The organism is Cyclobacteriaceae bacterium (assembly GCA_013141055.1).
GTDB lineage: Bacteria > Bacteroidota > Bacteroidia > Cytophagales > Cyclobacteriaceae > ELB16-189.
The window spans coordinates 708,448-728,174 of sequence record JABFRS010000001.1 but is presented as its reverse complement, the minus strand read 5'-3'; the positions used below and the strand labels follow the sequence as shown (position 1 = coordinate 728,174).

General features: G+C 41.5%; 12 protein-coding genes. 2 read left to right on the top strand and 10 right to left on the bottom strand.

Going from position 1 to position 19,727, the window contains the following annotated elements; translation table 11 throughout:
• Window positions 1-37 precede the first annotated feature (37 nt).
• The 7 genes from HOP08_03160 to HOP08_03130 form a co-directional block, all read right to left on the bottom strand.
• Complete coding sequence (locus tag HOP08_03160) at window positions 38-2,506, bottom strand: FtsX-like permease family protein (GenBank protein NOT73901.1); 2,469 nt, start codon at window positions 2,504-2,506, stop codon at window positions 38-40.
• Window positions 2,507-2,673: 167 nt separating this feature from the next.
• The gene (locus tag HOP08_03155; GenBank protein ID NOT73900.1) at window positions 2,674-3,924 is read right to left on the bottom strand and encodes a 7TM-DISM domain-containing protein; all 1,251 of its coding nucleotides are present in this window, start codon (window positions 3,922-3,924) and stop codon (window positions 2,674-2,676) included.
• A 114-nt stretch (window positions 3,925-4,038) separates the two neighbouring features.
• On the bottom strand, window positions 4,039-6,426 hold the full coding sequence (locus tag HOP08_03150) for an FtsX-like permease family protein (protein NOT73899.1): 2,388 nt from the start codon (window positions 6,424-6,426) through the stop codon (window positions 4,039-4,041).
• 77 nt (window positions 6,427-6,503) lie between these two features.
• Window positions 6,504-8,915, bottom strand: a complete 2,412-nt coding sequence (locus tag HOP08_03145) for an FtsX-like permease family protein (GenBank protein NOT73898.1) — start codon at window positions 8,913-8,915, stop codon at window positions 6,504-6,506.
• A 5-nt stretch (window positions 8,916-8,920) separates the two neighbouring features.
• Window positions 8,921-11,350: an FtsX-like permease family protein gene (locus HOP08_03140; protein ID NOT73897.1), complete on the bottom strand. Its 2,430-nt coding sequence runs from the start codon at window positions 11,348-11,350 to the stop codon at window positions 8,921-8,923.
• A gap of 122 nt (window positions 11,351-11,472) precedes the next feature.
• A complete protein-coding gene (locus tag HOP08_03135) occupies window positions 11,473-13,467 on the bottom strand; it encodes a KUP/HAK/KT family potassium transporter (GenBank protein NOT73896.1) in 1,995 nt (664 codons plus the stop codon).
• Window positions 13,468-13,474: 7 nt separating this feature from the next.
• The gene (locus HOP08_03130) at window positions 13,475-14,776 is read right to left on the bottom strand and encodes an NAD(P)/FAD-dependent oxidoreductase (GenBank protein NOT73895.1); all 1,302 of its coding nucleotides are present in this window, start codon (window positions 14,774-14,776) and stop codon (window positions 13,475-13,477) included.
• 141 nt (window positions 14,777-14,917) lie between these two features.
• On the opposite strand from HOP08_03130, the gene HOP08_03125 reads away from it, so the two are divergent.
• Window positions 14,918-15,664 carry a hypothetical protein gene (locus HOP08_03125; GenBank protein ID NOT73894.1) on the top strand — a complete coding sequence of 249 codons (747 nt, stop codon included), beginning with the start codon at window positions 14,918-14,920 and terminating at the stop codon, window positions 15,662-15,664.
• A 58-nt stretch (window positions 15,665-15,722) separates the two neighbouring features.
• Here the strand turns inward: HOP08_03125 and HOP08_03120 are convergent, their stop codons facing one another.
• Genes HOP08_03120 through HOP08_03110 form a run of 3 tightly spaced genes read right to left on the bottom strand, consistent with a single transcriptional unit; the run spans window position 15,723 to window position 18,652 of the window.
• On the bottom strand, window positions 15,723-16,724 hold the full coding sequence (locus HOP08_03120) for a calcium/sodium antiporter (GenBank protein NOT73893.1): 1,002 nt from the start codon (window positions 16,722-16,724) through the stop codon (window positions 15,723-15,725).
• 27 nt (window positions 16,725-16,751) lie between these two features.
• Window positions 16,752-17,777 (bottom strand): magnesium/cobalt transporter CorA, encoded by a 1,026-nt coding sequence (corA, locus tag HOP08_03115; protein ID NOT73892.1) that lies wholly within the window; start codon window positions 17,775-17,777, stop codon window positions 16,752-16,754.
• Complete coding sequence (locus tag HOP08_03110; GenBank protein NOT73891.1) at window positions 17,774-18,652, bottom strand: mechanosensitive ion channel family protein; 879 nt, start codon at window positions 18,650-18,652, stop codon at window positions 17,774-17,776. The genes corA and HOP08_03110 overlap by 4 nt, the downstream gene beginning before the upstream one ends.
• A gap of 94 nt (window positions 18,653-18,746) precedes the next feature.
• On the opposite strand from HOP08_03110, the gene HOP08_03105 reads away from it, so the two are divergent.
• Window positions 18,747-19,721 carry a polyprenyl synthetase family protein gene (locus HOP08_03105; protein ID NOT73890.1) on the top strand — a complete coding sequence of 325 codons (975 nt, stop codon included), beginning with the start codon at window positions 18,747-18,749 and terminating at the stop codon, window positions 19,719-19,721.
• Window positions 19,722-19,727 lie beyond the last annotated feature (6 nt).

The window sequence follows — 19,727 nt, the reverse complement described above, 5'->3', positions numbered from 1 at the left end:
GAAACAATTCTCAAATTAAAGAATTTTCGGGTTTTATTTATTCGCTTCTTAATGAATCAACCGGATTATTCAACGCCGCCTTCACAGCCTGTGAGCTTACGGTCACCAGAGCGATCAGTACGGCCATGCCACCGGCAATTCCAAATATCCACCATTGAATATCAGTGTGATAGGCAAAATCCTGAAGCCATTTTTCCATCGCATACCATGAAACCGGAGTTGCAATTAGAATGGCAATGAATACTAGTCTTAGAAAATCGAAAGAAAAAAGATTAGTGATCTGAGACACATTGGCTCCCAGTACCTTTCTGATTCCAATTTCCTTTTTTCGCTGCTCTACGGTAAACGTTGCAAGTCCGAACAGGCCAAGGCAAGCAATAAAAATTGCAAGTCCAGACGCTAATGAGAAGACTGTTCCATATTGTTGCTCGGATTCATATTGCTGATTGTATCGCTCATCGACGAAGAAGAATTCAAAAGGATTTCCAGGGAAATTTTTCTTGTAGAGTTCTTCCAGTCTTTCAATATTATTCTTTATGTCAAGTGTATTGAGATTGACAGTAAAGTAATGAGCGTTATAAGCCGGAAAGAAAAGGATCGGGTCAATGGATTTTCTTAATGAAAGATGATGGTAGTCTTTAATGACTCCCACAATCTCATATTCGACAAGGTCTCCGCCAAATTTCTTAACCTCCGCAGCATTGCTGACTTTTTCTCCAACAGCCTCCAGTGGTGAAGCAAATCCCAACAGGCTTGCAGCAGATTCATTGATCATAACCTTGTCATTTGCAGAGAAACGTTTGGAACACATCTCAGCAGTAAAATTTTTTCCTGCACTGATGGAAATACCAAACAGGTTCAAATAATGATCGTCGATAAATGTAATGGAGTAATTGATTTCTTCATCTCCCGGACTGGGATTTTTACCAGTATATCCGCTCGTGTTGTAGTTGTAAAAAGTCCCAGGCACTGAGCCTGACATTGAATAATCCTGTATAAAACTTTGTTGAGATAAATCATTCAGGAATGCCCGGCTTCTTTGTTTGAAAGTGCTGTCTCGTCCTACTTCAGGTTCCATCATGGTCATCAATTGATTCAAGCTCACACCAAGATCCTTATTTTGCATATAGTCAAGTTGGCGATAGAGAATAATCGTAGAAGCAATCAGTAATACAGAGATGCTGAATTGAAAAACGACAAGCGTCTTGCGCATCAGAATTCCTTTTGCCGATTTGCTGAATACTCCTTTTAAGGTTTGTGAAGGATTGAAAGAAGAAAGGGCGAATGCGGAATAACTACCTGTTGCAAATGCGCCAATAAGAATAGTTAGAAACCCACCCAGCCACAGCCAGTTTTGTTTGAAAATACTGAGAGAAAGTTCCTGATGAACCAATTGGTTGTATGTTCCCTGTACAAGATTCACGATTGCCAAAGCAACCAGAAGTCCTATGCTATTTAGGAGGAGGGATTCGCCAAGAAATTGAACAGCCAGTTGTTTGCGGGTAGCTCCTATTACCTTGCGGATGCCAACTTCCTTGGCGCGTTTCAAAGCACTTGCCGTGGAAAGATTTACATAATTAAACCACGCGATCACCAGAATCATGATGGCGATACCTTCCAGGATGTATAGAAAGCTGAGGTTGCCTGAAGTTGTATAGTAATCGGAAAGAGATTCAGGCAAGTGAATGTTTGCCATGGGTTGAAGTCGTGCAATCTCCTGCTGATCAGAGTTTGCTTTCTTTATTGCTTCATTGAGTTTTGACTCCAAGGCCAGGTAATTTGCATTTTCTCCTGTTAATAAATATGTTTCGATAAACTGAGCATCGAAGTTGTCAAGACGAGCCCAGTCGCTTCCATTTAGATTGGCTGGATTGGCGAGTGTTTGAAGGGAGAGAATAAAATTATAATCTAAATCTGAATTGGCTGGAGCATTTTCAAAAATAGAAGTTACTGTATAAAGGCCGGAGCCGAATTCATTATTAAAGACCAGTGTCTTGCCAAGTGCATTGTTCTTTCCGAAGTACTTTTCTGAAATGGATTTTGAAATAGAAACGGTATTAGGTTGAAAAAGACTTTCTGATTTTCCTTCCAGGATTTTAAATGTGAAAAGCTTAAAAAAGCTTCCATCTGCATAGACAACTTTGTTTTCGCGAAAAGATTTTTCACTCTTTTTCCCCGATTCGCTAATGACAATTCCATTTCCTGCTCCATCCAGAACCCTGCAATAATCAATTACTTCTTCAAATTTATCTTTCGCTAAAGGCGCTAGCGCAGGAGGAAGAGAGGTCCATGTGTTGGTCTTACCCTGAAAGGAAACTTCATACAAAACCCTGTAGAGGTTGGGCAGGTTGGTGTGGAATTTATTTACACTTTTTTCAAAACTTACATATTGAAAGATGAGAATGAATGCAGCCATACCAAGTGAAAGCCCCACAACATTAATGGCAGTAAAGACCGGATTTTTCTTAAGATTTCGTAGTGCTGTAGTGAAGTAGTTACGGATCATGGTGTTCTTGGTTTTTGGAGAATAAACAAAGCAAACGTCCCTTTGGCTTTGTCCATAGCCAATTATTATTCCAATTTCAAATGATGATTAATGCTTGAAAAGAGCCCTTCTTTTAACCTATTATGGTCGGTATTGGTCGATGATGTTCGATTGCGGTCAGGATTGACCTATTGGTAGAGGTCCTTATATGTGAGCTTTGTAATTGATTTCGTCTTGCTTTTGATAATATTCAAATGCAGAAGTAATCCCATGCTCATGAGTGAAAACATAAGAACATAGCCAATGCCAAGGATCAATGGATTGTAAGAAAAGAGTCCTTCATAAGTGAATACGTCGTAACTGAAAATCATCAACCCCACAAAAATAGACACTGATAAATAGTTAGCACCAGTTCTCTGATTGATCCATCCTCGCAGAATGACATAGGCAGCGTAAAGTAAAAGTATTGCGCAGAAAGTAATGTATAACGGCAGCCATTGGGTAAATGAAACCGGTGAAGCAAAAAGAGTATAACTTATAAAAAGACAATTACTTCCCACTAAAAGGTACTTGAAGATCTTGTTCTCTTCTTTCGGAAATGCCCTTGTAAGAAAGAGTATTGCCCAGATCATTGTCAGGAAAAGTGTTATGTATTCAATTCTGACCATGGCTGTCCAATTGAAATCGGGCCAATAGGAAATAGCAACGTATAGATTTGAAAATCCGACCCGTACTGCCCAGGTAAGACATAAGAATGCGAAATACAGAATGATCTTTTTCCTTGAAACGAAGAGAAAGATGATAAGGAAGATCAATGTTATAACACCAAGACCGATGGCTTCAATGATGTTGCTGGTTACTGCAAGCGATCGGTTACTTTGCAATAGCTCTGAAGAACCAAGGAAAATGGGATCTTTTGAACCACCTTTGAAGTGATTGAAATTGGCAATCTGAAGCACAAGTTTTAATGTGTCATTTGAATTTTCAAAGGAAACCGTCTGTGGCATCCATTGCGGAGTAGTTAGTTCCGGTGACCTTCCCACTTTGCCGTTAACGGCTACTAGCTTATCATTCGCCCACAATGAATAGCTCGAGTAAATTTGAGGAATCTCCAGGGCCAATGATTTGGTCCCTTCCGGAATAAGGATGAAAAGGGCATATGTAGCATATCCGTCGCCCCTTTCAGGGAGTCTGGATTCGTTCCAAATCTGTGGAAACTTCGCAAAGCTTCCAGCGGTAGCAGCAATATTTTGAGAAACGATTAATTGATTTTCAAAGAAATACCATTCTCCGATAAGTGGAACTCTGACATCGTTCAGATTGATATTCCTGACGTCCATTATTCCGGCTTGCGGACCGGGCTTCGCACATACAAGAAGCACATTCAGTAAAAGAAAAAATGCTAAAAGGCAAAGCCTCAGATTTAACAGAAATCTCATGCTCGGGTTTAAAGGACATCGAAGGTAGTACTTTAAGCGTAAAAAAAAAGATCCTCCTTTTGTAAAAAAAGAAGGATCCGTACATGGGTGATTTATGCAACAAGTTGCACAGCACTACTCACTTCGTAGCGATTTGATAGGATTGGATGTTGCTGCTTTAAAGGATTCAAATCCAACAGTAAACCATGCAATAAAAATTGAAGCAATTCCGGCAAGAATAAAGATCATGATGCTGATATCTACCTGGTAAGCAAAACCCTGAAGCCATTTGCTCATGGCAAAATATGCGACTGGGGCAGCAATCACAAAGGAGATAATCACGAGCTTGAGGAAATCCTTAGAGAGCATTGCTGAAAGCTGAACAACGGAGGCCCCCATAACCTTCCGTATACCGATTTCCTTTGTTCTTTGCTCTGTTGTGTAGGCAGCAAGGGCGTATAGTCCAAGGCAAGCGATAAAGATGGCAAGACCCGCAAAGATCAAAATGATTTTACCGAGTTGTTGTTCGTTGTTATAGAGCGCCTGTAACTGTTGGTCAAGGAATACAAATTCAAATGCGCTTGGAATTATTTTTTTAAACTCAGTTTCGATTTGTGAAATAGTCTCGCTCATGTTGGCTGACTGGATTTTGACCAGCAGTAATTCATAGCCTTCTGTTTGAGCATTGTGGAAAGCATAAGCACCGATCGGCTCCCGTAAGCTTTTGAAATGAAAATCCTCCGTCACTCCAACAATCTCTGCTCTGGTTTCAAAACCCTGAACTTCAATCCGGCGGTTAATAGCTTCTTCAGGCGTAAACCCGAGGAATTCAACTGCTGTCCTGTTGAGAACGATTTGTATTGTTGTGTCTTCAGGACTTTTTTCCGGCAATGATTTCCCTGCAATAAGTTTTATACCCAAAGCATCCGTGATTCCGGCAGTAGCTCTTACAGTAACAAGGGGTTTGCTTCCGCCACTTCCATCGGGTGTAGCCAATGATCTTCCGCTTCCTTTTCCTCCTGGATAGGATTGTGATCGTGCAGTGCTGCTGACACCCGCTAATCCATCTACTATGGTTCTAAAGGAATTTATCTGTTGACGACTCTCTGCGCCTGTTGTACCGATGGCAATTACCTGTTCCGGTTGAAATCCAAGTTCTTTGCTCTTAATAAATTGTAGTTGCTGATAAAGAATCAGGGTACTGATGATGAGAATAATTGAAACAGAAAATTGTGCAACTACTAAACCCTTTCTTAATGATGAGTTGCCACCCAATCCTGAAACTTTACCCTTTAGTACATCTTTTGGAGAAAAGGAGGATAGGTACATTGCAGGATAGAAACCCGCCAGTACAGTCAAGAGAATTGCAATCATCAGCATTGCAGTCCAGAACAATGGGGATACCAGAAATGCACTCGTAAAAGTCTTTCCAGTAATCGAGTTGAATAATGGAAGTGAAAGACCTACAAAAAGAACACCTATCAATATGGCGAGCAACACAAACAACGAAGTTTCCAGATAGAATTTTCTGGCTAGCTGCTGACTGGTTGCTCCAAGGCTTTTTGTTATTCCTATTTCTTTAAATCTTCTTTGCGACTGGGCAGTGGAAAGATTCATATAATTGGCAGCTGCAATAAGAATAATGATTAATCCCAATCCTATAAGGATATTCAGTTGACTGAGATTTCCTTTGAGGCCGCCTGAATTTTCTACTACATCAGCATATTGTAAATGAACATTCTTCAGGGGATGAACATCAAGTGTGTACCAGCGACTATCCTTTTGAATATTCCGTACAAGAGCCTCTTCTATTTTTTTATCTAAAGCGGAGGGATCAGCATTTTCATGGAGTAGAACATATGTTTCAAAACTTGCATTTCCCCATGATTCGTTTGTGTTTCCCCAATGCCCGGCCATTGATGCAATAACTGGATATTGGAATCGTGAATTGCCTGGATGATTTTTAATAACTCCCGTAACTTCGAACATGCTTGTGTCACGATCAATCTTGAGATCCTTACCGATAACATCAAGTGTTCCAAAATACTTTATTGCGGATGCTTCTGTCAATACCACGGTATGGGGTCTTTCAAGGGCTGTTGAGGGATCACCATGAATAAAGGGCATATCAAAAATTCCAAAGATGGAAGCATCAGTCCATACGAGATGGTTCTCGGATGATTTTATACTTTCCGAGCCTACATAGGCTTTCCCTGTAAAGTTGTTTGGAAGGATCCGAACTGCCTTTTCAACTTCCGGCACCTCCTTTAATAATGTGGGTGCTATTTTATTTGCTACGCCATTCCATTTAGAAATTTCTCCGTTGAAATTAGCAGTCGTAGTGAGCTGATAAATTCTGTCAACCTTATCATGATGCCTGTCAAATGAAAATTCATCTGTTACGTAAAGTCCGATCAGAATGAAACAGGCCAGCCCGATAGATAGGCCGGAAAGATTGATAATGGTAAACGTCTTATTGCGCGCAAGGCTCCTGAATATGACTTTGAAGTAGTTTTTTAGCATAGGGCAGGGTATTTATTAACCCTATGACTTAATTGAAACTAATAAAGTTGCAGGGAAAGGCGTTTTTATTTCAAATATTATTCATTTCTCAGGGATTTGACCGGATTTGAGAAGGCCGCTTTGATGGTTTGCATGCTGACTACCAAAAGAGTTAGAAATAGTCCTGCAAAAAGAGTGATAAAAAATATGCTTGTATTGATGGGAGCCCGGAAAGCAAAACCCTGAAGCCATTTGCTCGCCAGATAATAGGAGATGGGGCAGGCAATGATGATGGCAATCAATACCAGCATGAGAAATTCAGAAGACAACATCCTTGTAACACTTATAACATTGGCACCAAGAACTTTCCTTATGCCGATTTCTTTTGTTCTGGATACGATCATAAACGAAACGAGCCCCACCAACCCAATGATGGCAACAATTATTGTGATTACTGAGAAAACTGTAAACACGGTTGTAAGCTTTTGCTCTGCACCATATTGCTTCTCAAAATTCTCATCCAGAAAAAAATACTGGAACTCATAACCATCGTAGTGTTTTTTCCATAGAGCTTGCAGGCTTGAGATGAGTTCGGTTGTATTCTCTGTAGTAAACTTCACAGCATAGCATCGGGAATACTGTGGATTGTAAGCCATTGTCATGGGATAGATGTCGCTTTGAAGACCAAATTCATGATAGTTCTTCACTACGCCAATCACAGTACCTGAAGGTGTGCCTGATGGAGAAGCTATCTTCTTGCCAATGGCATTCTCGGGATTTTCCCAGCCCATCATCTCGACAGTTTTTTCGTTGATAATTAAACCCTCAGATAATTCAGCGGTTCGACTTAGATCAAAATTGTGTCCTGATACTAATGTAAGCCCAAGTGTATTCAGATAATCTTCGTCGATAGTCATGTATTCTACGCTGATTGTTTCGTCCGCAGATTTTTCTGAAGCATGAGCCCATTGACCTACCCACCCAGGCCTTCCTGGTAATGCATTGGTGAATGTTACATGATCAACTGACGGGATTGACTTTAATTCGTTCTTAAGTGCTTCAGGCGATATCCGGTCTGCAGGAGCTTTGGAAACATTTAACACCAATACCTGATCTCCCTGGAAACCAAGATCACGATTCTTCATGTATCGGATTTGATCCTGAACTAACAGTGTACAAATAATCATCGTGGCGGAGATCATAAATTGAAAGACTACCAATACTCTTCTGAGTTGTGAGCCTTTTGGATTTGAAAACATTTTTCCCTTTAGTATTTCCGTCGGCCGAATGGCAGAAATAACCAATGCAGGATAATAGCCGGCCAGAAGAGAAACTGTTGCAATCAATAGTATAAAGCAAAGGATGAGTACGGGTTGTAAGAGAATGGATACCGAATATGATTTTCCAACCAACTGATTGAAGAATGGCAACAGTAATCCTACCAATACAAGCGCAAGGAAGAATGATAACATTGTAAGCGACAACGATTCTGCAAGGAACTGTCTGATCAGAGCCCAGCGGGAGGAGCCCACTACTTTTCTTAAGCCAACTTCTTTGGCCCGGTAAGCGGATCGTGCCGTAGATAAATTAATAAAATTGATACACGCCAAAAGAATTACAAAAACGGCAATGCCTGAAACCATGTACACTCGTGTAAGACTTCCTGTTGGTCCCATGCCATTCTTTGTCTTTAAATAAATATCCTTCATTGGATCAAAAGTCACGTACATGTATCTGCCGAATCGTTCCATGTCTGCCTTTACATAATCCATGTAAAGATTCCGTGATTTACTAATGAAGCTTGTATGATCCGCTCCTTCTGCCAGAAGTACATAATTTCTGATGTTAAGATTTCCCCAACCTTCCGAGAATGAGAATTCTCTATTGATTCTTGTCGTATAGGTTGCAAAGGATGAAAGAATATCAAATTGCATGTGAGATTGTGAAGGAACATCTTTCATTACTCCTGACACAACAAATGAAAGTGTATCAGCGAATGTCATTGTCTTACCTAATGCCTGCTGATCACCAAAGAACTTTCGTTCCATGGATTCAGTAATAACAACACTGTTAGGTTGTGATAGGGCTGTGGCCGGATTACCCTCCTTAAAAGGAAATGTAAACACATTGAAAAAATCTTCACTGACGTAATAGAGCTTTTGATCAAAACGTTTTCCTTCATGAATGACTTCAAGGCCTGACCCATTTCGGATATAGACCATCGCCTCTACTTCAGGATAATCTTTCTTCAGTAACGAACCAACAGGCCAGCCATTAGCGTCGAGTTTTCCTGTGATTTCGCCAGTCTTAATATCAGCCATCTCGGTACTTACTCTGTAAATTCTATCTGCTTTTGTGTGGAACTTGTCGAAGCTCAATTCATCCAGGATAAACATCAGAATGAAAATACCAGTAGTCAGGCCAAGCGCCAGCCCGATCAGATTGATGGTAGAATAGCCTTTGAACTTTATTAAAGTCCTGAATGCGATGGTAAAGTAATTTTTAAGCATAGTTTTTATTCGTTTCGCAAAGATTTGACAGGATTGACGATAGCTGCCTTGATTGATTCAAAACTCACTGTAACCAGGGCGATCATTAATGCTGCAAAGCCCGCCCACACAAACAGTAATGGATTGATTGGAATCTTATAGGCAAAACCCTCCAACCACTGATTCATTGCATACCATGCCAGTGGCACGGAAATGATAAAAGCGATCAATACGAGTTTTAGAAATTCTTTTGACATCATTCCTACAATCTGATTAATGTTTGCTCCCATAACTTTGCGGATTCCAATTTCTTTGAAGCGACGTTCAGCCATATAAGATGATAATCCATACAGGCCAAGGCAGGAGATAAGCATGGCAATCAAAGTGAAGCTGCTGATGATCCTGGATATTCGACGATCTTCATCATATTGTCTGGTGATGTTTTCATCAAGAAAGGTGTATTCAAAAGGTGTATCTGAAACCTGCTCTTTCCACGTCTTTTCAATGGCAGAAAGGGTTTCGTTGAAATTTCCAGTTTGTACATTGGCAATCATAAATTGATACTGAATAGTAGTATCAGCCATTTGGAACAGCGTTGGAAATATTTTTTCTTTTAAATCTGTATGATGGTAATTTTCAATAACACCGATGATTTCCCACCTTGTTTTATCTCCATGCCAGTCATTATTGATAAACTGACCGACGGCTTCCTGAGGATTAAAGCCAAGATTTTCCGCAGCCACCCTGTTGATCATGATTTTGTAATCACTTTCAGGTTTTCGGTTGTCCCCAAATGAACGTCCGGCAATAAGCTTTATATTCATCAATTCGGTATATCCATGATCTACCTGTACTCTTCTGATGTCAACAGCCGTTTCATTCTGTCCTCCATCTGGAAAAAAGAAAGAATCACTCCAGATAGGAGAGCCCGGTATATAATCCGTTCCGGCAACCTGTTTTATTGAACTTTGTTTCTGAAGCTCATGAAGTAGTTCATCATAGCTTTGACGAGCATTGTCTGTCCTTAAGGGTAAAACAATTTTGGCATGTGAATCAAAACCAAGGTCTTCATTTTGCATAAAGGTCAGCTGATCTGAAATGATCAACATGCTGCATACCAACGTAATGGCGATCATAAACTGAAATACGACCAGTGATCTCCTGAGCCATCCGGAAGAATTGCTCATCTTGAATTTTCCTTTCAACACTTCGGCTGGCTGAAAACCAGATAGATAAAATGCTGGATAACTTCCGGCAACAACCCCCGTAACAATCGCAATTCCGCTTAGAGCGAAAATGAAGAACATAATATTCTGTGTTGAAAACGAAATGGATTTCCCTGTTAACTCATTGAATAAGGGAAGGCCTGCCTGAACGAGAATGATACTTATGAGTATGGAGATCAACACAATGATCATAGCCTCTCCCAGAATTTGTCTGATTAAGGAGCCTCTTACAGCACCCATTACTTTACGAATTCCAATTTCGGCAGCACGTCTTGTCGCTTTTGCAGTTGAAAGATTCATGAAATTGATGCATGCGATCAATAGAATGAAAACAGCAATCGTAGCGATGATGTAGAGATAGGTGATGCGCGGACTTTGGTTAATACCTGATCGAAGGTAAATGTCTCCAACGGGTTCAAGACGAAGCGACTTCTTTCTCCCCATTGCCTTGAGGTCATCAGCAGCATGCTTCATCAACACTGCATTCATCTTTTTTATAACTTCATCTTTGTTGTGTCCGGGAATAAGTTTCAGATAGGAAGGAACAAAGTTCTGACCTACCCATTCACCCTCCGCCTCATCACTTGTCAGATATTCAGCCATCCCCACCGCAGTAGTCATAGATGTAAAAAAGTTGGCTTTCAAAAAACTCTTTCCCTCTTCGCGGAATACTCCCGTGATCTTAAAATCTGTAGCTTCTCTACCTTGACTGATATTGATGACTTTATCCAAGGCCATTCCATCGCCAAAAAGTTTATGTGCCAGCTCTTCAGAAATAACAACGGAGTTTGCTTCTGCCAGCGCGTTTCTGGAATTGCCTTGTAAAAGATTATACGTGAAAACTTCAAATAATGTAGAGTCCGCTATAAAGCCATTCGTTTCATAAAACATCTTGTCTTCATACTTGATCAGGTTTCGTGATACTCCGGGAGGATTGATGATACGAACCGCTGACTCAACCTCCGGAATTTCATTGCGCATGCTCATTGCAATAGGAGGAGAGGTAGAAGTCATTTCATTGAAACCCTGTTCAATTTCAAATTCAGTAATGATCCTGTAAAGATCCGGCAGACGTTTCTGATGCTTGTCATAACTCATCTCATCCTGGATGTAAAGGGATAACATCAGACAGCATCCAATTCCGAGTGAAAGGCCTAAGATGTTGATAAGAGAATATACTTTATTTCGGGAGAGATTCCGGAAAGCAATTTTCAGGTAATTGAAAAGCATAGCATTCGATTTTGGATTCTCTATTCCAAATCAATGCCATTATAAAAAGTTAGAATTTCAATGATTGCCCGCTATATACTTCTTTTCCTTGGGCGTAAATGGACGTAAGCGTCCAGAATCGGTCATTGATTACTGTTGAAATAACGGATTTCCTTTTCGCGTTCAGCTTCTTCTTTTTCTCGCTTGATCCTGACCTTGGCAACAGGTCCAACCATAATAGGAACGGTTTCCAATTCCACATTAGCAAGTTCAAGGCCGTACATCTGTTCCGTAGAAAGGCTGTGTCGCTTGATGAAACGATATCCCTGTATGATTAAATTATCAAAGGATGTCGTCTCGCTGTCGACAGAAGCAAGTGAATGAAGCATGATGAATTTAAAATCGGCCGGCATGCTATGCTTCTGCAAAGATTCGTAATGACTAATGAGATCAATTTCTCCGGTCTCCGCCATATCATGAAGAATCTTGTTGAACAAAAGATTCACACGGTGATCTGACTTGAATCCAAGTTTAATTCTGACAAAGAAACACTTTCGTGGAACGACAGTATCAACGGAATACTTGGAGGTATAAGGACTATCGACGGTATCCACATGAAGAAACCAGTATACGTCTGCCCGCTTGGGACGCTTCTTGAAAATTGAATAAATGATATTTGAATCAATGTATCGTTTACTATCGGCAACCGCCATGAATACAAGGTTGGTAGCCTCCTTCGGAATGGAAGTATCTTTCTGAAGATCCTGAATCAGGGGAACGTAATGTTTTAAGTCAACGAATTCTGTATGCCGATCGCGGAGATTTCGTGCCTTGAGCAAAATGAACATCACAATGAAGAAGATGGATGCGATGGCAAATGTAAACCATCCTCCATGCGGGAACTTATCAAGATTGGAGATCAGGAACATTCCTTCAATTGAGAAGAAGATCACCGCAAGCATGGTTGACCGGAGTCTTGACTTCTTCACCATCGTGAAATAGTAGACCAGAAGTGTTGTGGTCATCAGCATATCAATGGTGATCGCAAGTCCGTAAGCTCCTTCCATGTGGACGGATCGTTTGAAATACAACACCACGATGATCGTTCCGGCCAGCAATACCCAGTTGATAGCGGGCAGGTAGATCTGACCCTTCATCTTGCTTGGATAGCGCACACGCGTACTCGGCCATAGCTTTAGTTTCATGGCTTCATTCACAAGCGTGAATGTACCTGAGATCAATGCCTGACTTGCAATGATGGCGGCTGCTGTTGCTATGACGATACTAAAGATCAGCAATGCCTCAGGAATGATGGAGTAAAAAGGAATTCTATCATTGAGATAAGTTCCTTCCTGCGTCAACAACCATGCAGCTTGTCCGAAATAATTTAACAGCAAGCAACCTACCACAAACACCCAGCCAACACGGATGTTGTTTTTTCCGCAGTGACCCAGGTCAGAGTACATGGCTTCCGCTCCTGTAGTACATAAAAATACTCCTCCAAGGATCCAGAATCCTCCCGGGTATTGGACCAAAAGATTGAAAGCGTAATAAGGATTGATTGCTTTTAGTACTGTAAGATTTTGCGAAAGCTGGATCGCTCCGAAGATGCCGATAAAGATAAACCATACCGTCATGATCGGTCCGAAGATGGCGCCAACAACATTGGTTCCGAATTGCTGGAAAAAGAAAAGTAATATCAGGATCCCGATGACGATCGGAACTGTAGGAATGTTTGGATAGTCAATCGTAAGACCTTCTACAGCAGCTGATATACTGAACGCGGGCGTAATAAATCCATCCGCAATGATAGCTGCACAACCAATGATTGCTGGAAAGATTACCCAACCTGCTTTATACTTTCTTACTAATGCGTAGAGAGCAAAAATTCCACCTTCACCTTTGTTATCTGCATTGAGAGCGAGATACACATATTTAATAGTGGTGACGAGCGCCAGGGTCCAGAAGACGCAGGAAGCTCCACCGATCACCAGCTCTTCTGTAATTACTTTCGCATCAATGATCGCGCGAAAAACATAAAGGGGAGAGGTACCGATGTCACCATAAATGATCCCTAGTGATACCAGGACACCGGCAGCTGAAAGCTGATACTTGCTAAGATCTTTTGAACCTTCCATACTTTGATTAAATCTCCTCCTTCGGCCTTCCGATAATCAATCGATTGCTCCGGTCGAAAGAGATATAACTCCATAACCAGCTCAGGAAGGTAAATACTTTATTTCGAAACCCTGTGATCGACATCAAATGAACAAACATCCAGATGTACCAAGCAATGAATCCCTGGGTTTTGAAAACTTTTGTATCTACAACGGCCCTGTTTCTTCCTACAGTCGCCATGCTTCCCTTGTCGAAATATTTGAATGGCTTGATGGGCTGTTTCGCAACCATCCGCGCAATGTTTTCTGCAACTAATTTTCCCTGCTGCATGGCAGGCGGTGCCATCTGGGGATGTCCTTTAGGAAAATCCACGTCACCATCCATTAACGCCACATCACCTATGGCGAAAACATTTTCAAAACCCTTAACACGATTAAATGCATCAACCGATAGTCGATTGCCCTTTACGATGTTCTCTGGTTTAAGTCCTTCAATAGGATTGCCTTTAATGCCTGCCGCCCAAAGAACGGTACGGGAAATAAGTTTTTCTCCTGTGCTCAGCAACGCTTCATATCCATCATAGGATTTTACAGCAACGTTCAAATGAACTTTGACTCCCATCTCCGTAAGATACTGGAGAGCCTTTTCGGATGACTTCTCAGACATCCCACCTAATAATCTTTCACCGGATTCTACCAGATGGATATCCATCTTGGTCATGTCTAGCTCCTTATAATCTTTTGGAAAGACATTTTTTTTAAGTTCTGAAAGGGCACCGGCTAATTCTACTCCAGTAGGTCCACCTCCCACGATCACATAATCCATCAGGCTGTTTACAATTTCCTGATCATCGCTGAGAAGAGCATGCTCCATGTTGCGGAGAACTTTATTCCGGAGATGAATGGCATCCTCGATGGTCTTCATTGACATCGCGTTTTGTTCGATGTCTTTCATGCCATAGAAATTTGTTGTCGCACCGGAAGCAATTACTAAATAATCATAGGTTGCTTTTCCAATCGATGTCTCGATGGAATTTTCAGCAGGATTGATCTGAGTTACTTCACCAAGCCTGAAATAAAAATTGGGTCTGTAAGAAAATCTTTTCCGGAGGGGGAAGACAATTGCACTGGTTTCCAAACCGGAAGTTGCAACCTGATACAACAAGGGTTGGAAAGTATGATGATTGTAACGATCAAATAATACGACTTGAGCTTTGAGATGTTTGAGATTCCGAACTACTTCAAGGCCACCAAAACCACCACCAATAACGATGATACGAGGCTCGCCCAGGTCTGCAATACGCGTCTGCGTGATAATCGATTTGGGCATTAAGAGCTGGTAAAATCCTGAAAACCGGGTCAAATTTATGCCATTATCGAAGATTTTGTTGATTCATCTAAAAATAATTTAGGGTCGTAGCTTTACTCGGGGTAAACGATTGTATTTTTGCGCCCATCAAACCAAAATCTTATGAAGAAATTATTGATTGTAGTAACAATAGGTGCATTTTTCGCAAGCTGCGATACTGCTGAGAAGGAAAAAATGAAAAGCCAGCTCGACTCACTTCAAAATGAGTTGCAGGTAAGTCAGCAAATGTCGCAAACGTTGCAGGAAGTAGGAACATTGATGGATTCCATTGACGCCAGCCGTCAGGTACTTCGTGTAAACATGGTGGAAGGTACTACTTATGCTGCCTACACTTCACGTATGAAGGACCTCAATAACTACGTTAAGGAAACTCAATCCAAGATTGGTGACCTTGAGAAGTCTCTTAAAAAATCCAAGTCTAATGCTAATGCTTTCGCTGCAACAGTGAAGAAGCTGAAAGCAGATCTTGAGACAAAAAACAACGAGATCGCTTTATTGCAAACTAAAGTTCAGGAACTCGGCACTCAGAATGAGAACATGAAGATCACCATCGACCTTCAGGAAGCTGAATTAAATGACAAGTCTGCTCAAATTGAAACTAAAACTCAGGAGCTTGCTTTGATCGAAGCTAAGATTCAGGAGTTGATGATCCAGAGCAAGATGAGTGAATCAGATTCTTACTTTGCCCGTGGTCAGGCGGTAGAAGAAGCTGCTAACCGTACAAAATTAGCTCCCCGCAAGAAGAAAGATACTTACAAAGAGGCAATCGAACTTTACAAGAAAGCCCTTTCATTGGGTAACGATAAGGCTCAGGCCAGAATCGACGAACTTGAGAAGAAGGTGAACTAATCAATAAAGTCACTTCTAAAATGAAGAGGCTCTCCGGAAATGGAGAGCCTCTTCTTTGTTATGGAGTAATGATGGCCGCAGCAACAGGCGCAACTCCCGTGTCACTTGATACGAGATAGGCCGTGTACATGAAGTAGAGTCCAAGCAAAATAAGAGCTTCCCAACGATCCAGCTTTCGGGTATTCAGTGTAAACATGAAGACCATCAGCACTATGGTAGATCCAGCAAGAACCCAAAGGTCGAAATTCATTTGATCGTTATAGGGGATTGGATGAATAACGCCGGTAATTCCAAGGATGAAGAAGATGTTGAAGATGTTGGATCCAACAACGTTACCAATCGCGATGTCTGTATTCTTGCGATAAGCCGCCACACAGGAAGTTGCAAGTTCCGGTAATGATGTTCCGGCTGCCAGGATAGTCAATCCGATGAGTCTTTCGCTTAATCCAAAATAATGAGCAATCTCAATGGCATTATCAACAACCAGTTGTCCGCCAAAGATCAACATCACCAGTCCCAGTACCACCATTCCAACTGACAATGGCGTGCTGTAAATCTTGATAGGTTCACCTTCATCCATCTCAGCCGCCGTACGCATGGTGCGATAGATGTAGATCAGGAAGGCAACAAAAAATAACAATAGCATGATGCTGTCGAAACGGCTTAGAATGTTTCCATCAGAATCACCCCACAATGAATCATTTACGATGAGGTACAAAAGACCTGCAGCCATCAAAGACAGTGGAACTTCGAATTTTACAGTATTGCGTTGAACGATCAATGGATAGATCAATCCGGCAATACCGAGAATAAACAGAAGATTGAAATTGTTACTTCCGATGACGTTACCGAAAGAGGCATCGTTTTTTCCATCCAGCGCTGAAAGGAGACTGACGATCAGTTCTGGCATGGAGGTACCAAAGGCGACAACCGTTAAGCCAATCGCAAGATTAGAGATGCCGTATTTTTTAGCTGCAGAGGAGGCGCCATTCACAAGGAAATTGGCGCCATAGATCAGGACAGCAAACCCGACCAGGAGTAGGAGTATAGATAAAGCCATGCATTATAGAGGTTAGGGGAGAGTAAGTTAAAACCATTTTTTGTATTTGAAATACCGGATCATACCAAAAACAATAAGGGCCATAAAAATCATTACGGCAGGGTAACCGTAGCGGGTGTGAAGTTCCGGGAGATTGTCAAAGTTCATCCCGTATACGCCGGCAATAAACGTCAATGGCATAAATATCGTTGAGATCACGGTCAACACTTTCATCACCTCATTCATGCGTGTGTTCTGCGTGTTGATATGAATATCCATAAGACTTGATGTCAGATCTTTATAGGTATCCAGCGAGTCAATCAGGTGGACCACATGATCATAGACATCTGCAAAATACCGGTAATTAGCCTGGTCAATAAAACCGGACTCATCTTTCGTGAGCTTGCTCAGAGCATCCCGCAAAGGATAAAGGGCCTTCCTCAGATAGATCAACTCCTTCTTTATTTTCTGGATCTTTTGAAATTCTTTGTCGGTCGGATTTTTATAGATATCATCTTCAACTGTTTCGATCTGCTGACCTACTGCATCCAGAACGGAATAGTAATTATCAACAATGACATCAATCAGGCGATATAATAAATAGTCTGCTTTTCGAGTACGAACGCGTCCTGAGCTATGCTTGATGCGATCCCGTAGTGGTCCAAACAGATCTCCTTCTTTTTCCTGAAAGGAGAGAAGGAAGTCCTTTCCTAAAACGAAACTTATCTGCTCGTAATCTATCTTTCCATTCTTAATGGAGTAGAGCATTTTCATGGTGAAGAAAAGATGATCATCAAATTCTTCTGCTTTGGGTGTGTGTTCGCTGAGAATATCTTCTACCAGAAGTGAGTGGAGACAAAAATGTTCGCCGAGCTTTGATACGATAGACTTGTCATGAAGCCCATCCACATTGATCCAGTTGACGTGGTCCGATTTAAACTGCGTCAGTAATTCATCTACAGGAATATCAGCCTGCATGCCGTAGTCCTTATCATTATATTGGATGAGTTCCAGGATCACGTGATTCTCGCTGGGATTCTTGGAATCAATACCCAATGTTTTCTTTTTTGTCATTTAGGTAACGCGTTAAGTTGATCTTTGTATGTAATCATGCGTAGTGGTATTGCCATGTCGATGCCTTCCTTGTCAAATCTCAATTTGATTGATTTGTTAAGATCACATTTTAATTCAAAGGCATCAGTAGGATTATTGGTCCATGCGTAGGCGCGCAATTGTGTGGCAAGCTCGGTAAATCCCATTACCCTTACCATGACCTGATGTTCGTTCTTGGAAAGATCGATCTCGTTCCTGTTGTCAATGCACAGCGGGTGCCGGACTGCTTCTTCCTGAATTATTCTTTGTGCCAGATCAATATCGGCCTCCAGCGAAATACCGAGTTCTACAAACACACATATCTTCTCATCTGTTATCGTCGAGTTGACAATAACTTCATTGCTGATGACGGTGTTGGGAATAACGATTCTCTTGTTTTCAAAATCCTTGATAACGACGTGGCGAAGGGTAATATCTTCCACGTCACCTGTATAAAGCTGGCCGACCTTGATCCGGTCACCGACGCTGAAAGGTTTAAAGATCACCAGGAAAATCCCACTAATGATATTGGAGAATGCCTGCTGGGAAGCAAAACCCACTATGGCAGCAAGAATTCCTGCCCCCGTCATTATTGTGTTGCCCAATAATCTTAAGCTTGGAATCGAGCGGAAAATGATCACCACTGCGATCAACAGGATGATGAAGTCGCTGGCGTTTTTGAAGAAATTGTATCGGGTATGATCTACCTTGAGCTTTCGGGCTGCAGATTTAAAAAATCTGCCAACGATGAATCGAACAATTCGTCCCACCAGAAAAGCAATGCCCAACACAATGACTGCGAATACCACCTGTTCCCATTGCTTGTCCATTGCGTACATACGCCCTAAAATAGTCATTAGTCAATTCTCCATGTCACACAGGACCTGTTTTTTTGGGTTTTGATTTGTAAGGCACTTCACTATCCATTATTGGCTATTATATTGCGCGCCTATGCCCCTACGCCTGGACGACATTAAAGCACCGATTGCTAAAGAGATGGAAGAATTCGAACAGAAATTCCGTGCTTCCATGCATACAAAGGTGCTTTTGCTCGACAAAATCATGAATTACATTGTCAAGCGCAAGGGTAAGCAAATGCGCCCGATGTTTATCTTTTTGAGCGCCGGCACCTGTGGGCAAATCACAGAATCCACTTTCAGGGGCGCCTCTCTTATAGAATTACTCCATACCGCCACACTCGTTCATGATGATGTTGTAGATGACTCCGATTATCGCAGAGGTTTTTTTTCTATTAATGCATTATGGAAAAATAAGATTGCTGTCCTTGTCGGAGATTTTCTCCTTTCGCGGGGACTTATGCTTTCCATTGAGCATAAAGAGTTTGAACTTCTCAGCATCGTCAATCAGGCGGTCAATGAGATGAGCGAAGGAGAGTTGCTCCAGATGGAAAAGTCCCGTCAGCTTGATATCAGTGAAGATATTTATTATCAGATCATTCGTCAGAAGACTGCTTCATTGATCGCATCCTGCTGTGCAGTAGGCGCAAGTTCTGTTGGTGCGTCTCCTGAGGTCACTATGAAAATGAAAACTTTTGGTCAGCATATCGGCATGGCATTCCAGATCAAGGATGACTTATTCGATTACGGTGAGGATGAGATCGGTAAACCTCTTGGAATTGATATAAAGGAAAAGAAGATGACCCTTCCTCTGATTTATGCTCTTTCAAAAGCTTCATGGATGGAGAAGAGAAAGATCATCAGCATCGTGAAGAATGAAAGTGAAAAACCAAAGAAGGTCCGCGAAGTAATAGATTTTGTAAAGAAGTCAGGCGGAATAGAATACGCAAAAGAAGCAATGGACCGGTATTACAAGCAGGCCCTTGATATATTAAAAGATTTTCCTGAGTCTGTTTATAAAAACTCCCTCATGCAACTGGTGGAGTTTACCATTCAGCGGGTAAAATAACTTCTG